Source organism: Ectobacillus sp., from assembly GCF_056992975.1.
Window position 1 is genome coordinate 1 of the sequence record NZ_JBXKMX010000146.1, and the last position, 5,263, is coordinate 5,263.

At 41.0% G+C, this 5,263-nt stretch carries 4 protein-coding genes and 1 other annotated feature; all 4 genes read right to left on the reverse strand.

The genetic code is table 11. From position 1 onward, the window contains the following. Window positions 1-1,253, reverse strand: a 1,253-nt coding sequence (locus AC11ZT_RS06995; RefSeq protein WP_484058909.1) for an amino acid permease, incomplete at its 3' end; no start/stop codon positions are given. A gap of 41 nt (window positions 1,254-1,294) precedes the next feature. Continuing rightward, window positions 1,295-1,515 (reverse strand) — a binding site (T-box leader). Between the two features lie 51 nt (window positions 1,516-1,566). Beyond that, complete coding sequence (locus AC11ZT_RS07000) at window positions 1,567-2,556, reverse strand: carbohydrate kinase family protein (RefSeq protein ID WP_484058910.1); 990 nt, start codon at window positions 2,554-2,556, stop codon at window positions 1,567-1,569. A 21-nt stretch (window positions 2,557-2,577) separates the two neighbouring features. After that, on the reverse strand, window positions 2,578-4,053 hold the full coding sequence (locus AC11ZT_RS07005) for a glycoside hydrolase family 32 protein (protein ID WP_484058911.1): 1,476 nt from the start codon (window positions 4,051-4,053) through the stop codon (window positions 2,578-2,580). 67 nt (window positions 4,054-4,120) lie between these two features. Further along, a partial coding sequence (locus AC11ZT_RS07010; RefSeq protein ID WP_484058912.1) for a PTS transporter subunit EIIC occupies window positions 4,121-5,263 on the reverse strand: 1,143 nt, incomplete at its 5' end.

Consider the following 5,263-nt stretch of genomic DNA (forward strand, 5'->3'; position numbering starts at 1 on the left):
GGACTAAACATAAAGAAAATACAATTGATACCGAGTAATACTGCCGTTACGATTGGAATGACAGGAAACCCCCACACAAGAAAATGTGGTAGCTTTTCATAAGATTTACGTAGCTTTACTTCGGCTAAACAGATGGCAATCCATAAGATTGACACGGTAAAGCCTGGAATCGCCATTAAATAGCTGAATATACGATCCGGTGAAAGATAGGCAATTAAGGATCCACCAATCAATACAACTGCTGCAAACAGCAAGCTATATACAGGAACACCTTTTTTGGAGACATAGGAAAATACCTGAGGAGCTTCGCCTTCAGTTGCTAATGAATACAACATTCTCGAAGAACCGTATATGCCGGAATTGGCAGCAGATAAGACTGCTGTAATTAATACAAAGTTCATGAGCTGTGCGCCGCCATTAAACCCAGCCACAGTAAGAACTTGAACGAATGGACTTGACTGCTGGGAAATTGTATTCCACGGAATCAAACCACAGATGATCAAAACAGGCAATGTGTAAAACATAACAATACGTCCAATTACGCCTTTAATAATTTTTGGAAGTACTTGTTCTGCATCCTTTGTTTCAGTAACCGAAAGACCAACAAGCTCAGTACCACCATATGAGAAGATAACGACGATAAGCGCTGCGAAGACACCAGCCCAGCCATGAGGAAAGAACCCTTGGCTAGCCGTATAATTTTGAAAATAATGTGCTTCATGACTTGGAATAATACCGAACAAAATACCTGCTCCTAATACAATGAACAGAATAATCATGACAATCTTTAGACCGGCAAACCAAAACTCGAATTCCCCGTAATATTTTACGTTTAGCGTATTAATAGCAATAATCCCCACCGCACAGATGACACTTAATAACCAAAGCGGAACGGATGGAAACCAATATTGTAGAAAACTTCCTGCTGCAATCACTTCAATAATACAAACGATAAGCCACATAATCGCATACATCCAGCCGATCACGTAGGAAACCTTGCTTCCAAAGGCCTTTCGAATAAACCCCTTCATATTCGTTCCTGGCATGGCAATTGCCATTTCTGCAATTGCACTCATCACGACCAGTAATAAAAGACCGGCAATGATATAGGAAAAAATAACAGCTGGACCTGCAAGGGAAATTGTTTCTGAAGTCCCTTTAAAAATCCCGGTTCCAATCGCACCACCTAATGCCATTAAGCGCACATGCCTAGGTAATAAATTTTTTTGTAGACTCTTTTGATCTGAACTCATTGTTCTCCTCCTTCTACATAAAAAAGTCCCTACTGATAATCAGTAGGGACGATGAAATATAATCGCGGTACCACCCTAGTTGCAGACTAACATCTGCCATCTTCGTTCTTATAACGGTTCATGTAACCGTCTTTTTTCATGATACATGAAAAAAAATGCTCCTGGAGTGAAATTCATACTCTTCTTTGTACTGATTTCCACCGTCCATCAGCTCTCTATAACAGGGAGAAGAATGCTACTATGTTCCTTTCAACGCATACTATTCAGCTATAACATATTTCCAAGGAAATTATAACGATATATTAACACAATGTCAATCAAAGGTGCACTCTATTCTTTCTTTCATAAATGCACGAATTTCTTCCTTTATAGGTAGGGAGGAAATGGCCCCTTTACCTGTTGCAGTAATGGCACCACTGGCGTTCGCAAAGGCGAGAATTTCATTTGCATGTGTTTGCAATCCTTGCTCCATTGTATGCTGCGTAATCTCTTTTTCGAGCAATTGATACAAGAATCCGCCGATCCACGCATCCCCTGCCCCCGTTGTATCTTGTACGTTTACTTTGTATCCACCTAAATGATAGGCCGCATGCTTCATGTAAAGAGAAGCACCATCTGGACCTTTCGTATGGACAACAGCCTGTACGTCCCCGACAAACAACGATTGAATTGCTTCCTCTTCTTGCTCAATTCCGGTAATAAAGGATAATTCCTCATCTGATATTTTTACAAGATGCGCGAGTGGAATGAATTCTAAAATTGTCTTTTGGCACGCTTCTTTACTGTGCCATAGCGGCAAACGAACATTCGGATCAAAGCTAATGAGACCACCTTTTTCTTTCATACTCACAATTGTTTTTCTATGTGCATGCTTCATCGGACTTTCGACGAGGTCAATAGAGCAAAAGTGTAAAATATCTCCTTCTTGGAACCAAGATTCGTCAATTTCATCTTCTGTTAATAATAAATCAGACGATGGATTGCGGTAAAAGGAAAAATCGCGTTCTCCATCTTCTCGAAGCGAAACAAAGGCAAGCCCTGTATTTGCTTCCGATGTTCGTAATACTTTATCCACGTTTACGCCAGCCTCTTGAAGCTGTTCGATTAAAAAGTCACCAAATGCATCCTCTCCAAGCTTCGAAATAAGGTATGAGGTTCCGCCAAATTTCGCTACAGCAGCAGCTACATTTGCAGGAGCACCGCCCGGAGCACGTTCAAAGGATACAACATCCTTTAGAGCCTTCCCCTTTTGCTGCGGAATGAAATCAATCAATACTTCTCCAATGGCAAATAGTCTTTGCATATCGTTCGCTTCCTTCTATTTTTATCGTGTATAATCCCATTTCTTAACTGCTAGATGCACCTCTCCTCCCACAGCAAAGAAACGAATATTCGTACTCGTAGAGCGTGGAAAAATTCGGCTCGTAAATACTTCTTCTCCGTCATTGATAAAGATTTCTACAGAGGACGTATCTACAAAAAGATGGAATGTAATTATACCTGAATCTACATAGCAAGCCCTTTTCGTCCCATAAAAAGGAGCTACTTCCTTGCCAGAGGCAGAGCGGTCTAATACGACTTTTTTCTGGGCTGCCTCATAGTATAAAACTGTTTTTTCCTTGTCACCAACCCTAAATTCGATTCCATACTGATATGCAGTGGCAGCCGAGAAGGCGCAACGTAACTCATACTGCTCACCAGAAAATCCTTCATACATTTTCATCTCATCCAATAGAATGTCTACTCGTTCGTATAATGGACCTCGCAGCATTTCTAATTCCTTAACCGGCTGCTGGCGCAGCTTTCCATTTACAATTGATAACTCCCTTGGAAGTGTTAAGCAGTGCGCCCAGCCATGTTCATCTGTCGGATATTCAATATCTGGAAGACCCATCCATCCGATTAAAATGCGACGGCCTTTATCATCTAACATTGTCTGAGGAGCATAGAAATCAAATCCTCGATCAAGCTCGGTAAATGACCCCTGCTGAAAAGAACACGTTGCAACATCAAGTTTACTTCCAATCACATAACCCGATTGATAAATATTTTGATAAAAATCCCCTTCTGGTTGTAACCCTTGTGGACAGAAAAGAAAGACCCCTTGATCTTCTAAAGAAAAGTAGTCCGGACATTCCCACATAAAACCGAATACAGGACCGGCCGCCTCGATTTCACCTTGGAATGTCCAATCTGTTAAATTGCGAGAGTGATAGAGGATGGCTGTGCCCGTCTTGTTCGTTCGCTGCGCCCCGATTACCATATAAAATTGATCGTTTTCCTTCCACACCTTTGGATCGCGAAAATGTTCAGTATATCCTTTCGGCACTTCTGAAATAACGGGGATCGGCCATTTTGTAATATGATTGTGGTCATCCATGATGGCTAAGCATTGATAGGGATGACGTACCCAATTCTCATCTCTTGTATTTCCTGTATATAGTAAATAGAGCTTTCCTTCATGCTCAATCGCACTACCCGAAAATGCTCCGTGACTATCATAATCGCAATCAGGCTTAATCCCAATGCCGACTTCCTCCCATTGAACAAGGTCTTTTGATTTCATATGATACCAGTACTTAATTCCGTGTACAGCTCCAAGCGGAAACCATTGATAAAACAAATGGTACTCGCCGTTATAATATGAAAAACCATTTGGATCGTTTAATAATCCAGTCGAAGGCTGTATATGATACGTTTGACGCCATGGGCTATGATTTACGCGTTCTTTTAGCAGTTTTATTTCGTCTGGAGATACTTCTTCTACTTTACGATAGCGTTGCTGCTGTGTCCATTCCATTGTTATCAATCTCCTTATATAAATAGAGGAGAATCCGGCAATTCTCCTCCCCCTTACTTTTCTCTTTTTATGCAGCAGATTCCTCAATTGCTGCTTCTTTGTTTTTTGCACGCTTTGAAAGAATAATGGTTACTGAGAATGCCACAGCAAAGGAAATAATCATACCGATAATGTAATGTATAATGCTGCTTGGCTTCATCGAAATGATACCTGGAAGACCAGCGGCACCTAATGCGATCGCTTTTACTTTATAAAAAGTAATAAAAGCAGATGCTACGCCAGAACCGATAATTGCTCCGATGAAAGGATAGCGAAGCTTTAAATTGACCCCAAACATCGCTGGCTCTGTAATTCCGAGCAATGCGGAAATACCTGCTGCCGATGCCACACTCTTTAGCTTTGTATCACGAGTAATCAGAAGGACAGCAAGTGTTGCAGCACCTTGTGCGACGTTTGACATCGCTGCAATTGGGAAGATGAAAGATCCGCCTGTTTTTGCCATATCGGCAAGCAATTGTGTTTCTACGGCAATGAAGCTGTGATGCATTCCTGTTACAACGATTGGTGCATAAATAAATCCAAATATGCCTCCTCCGATAAATCCAGTCGTATTATACATGAACACAAGTCCGTCTGTTAACATGTTACCAGCTGCACGTGTAATCGGTCCTACAATCGTAAACGTTAAAATACCTGTAATAAAAATTGTTAATAAAGGAGTCAATAAGTTATCTAATGCAGATGGAATCACTTTTCGTAGATACGTTTCCAATTTTGCTAGAATATAAGAAGCCGCTAAAACAGGAAGTACGCTACCTTGATACCCGACTTTATCGATATGGAATCCAAATATATCCCAGTACGGAATTTTATGAGCCAATAAGGCTGCACCATATCCATAACCATTTAGTAAATCTGGATGTACCATTAACATACCAAGAGCTGCCCCAAGATACGCATTTCCTCCAAAGCGCTGCGTTGCTGAGAACCCAATTAATATAGGTAGAAAGACGAATGCTGCGTTGGCAAAGGTATTAATCAGCGATGCTAGATCTGCTACGCTAGGATTCGCTTCTACCAAAGACTTTCCAGCAAAAAATAAATCCTTTGCGGTTAATAGGTTATTAATCCCCATTAGCAACCCGCCTGCAACGATAGCTGGAATAATTGGAACAAAGATGTCAGATAGCATTTTCACAAAGCGTTGAAG

What these genes read in the sequence shown, in the direction of transcription:
- AC11ZT_RS07000 (WP_484058910.1), bottom strand. Translation starts at nt 2,556, where the DNA reads ATGCAAAGACTATTTGCCATTGGAGAAGTATTGATTGATTTCATTCCG.
- AC11ZT_RS07005 (WP_484058911.1), bottom strand. Translation starts at nt 4,053, where the DNA reads ATGGAATGGACACAGCAGCAACGCTATCGTAAAGTAGAAGAAGTATCT.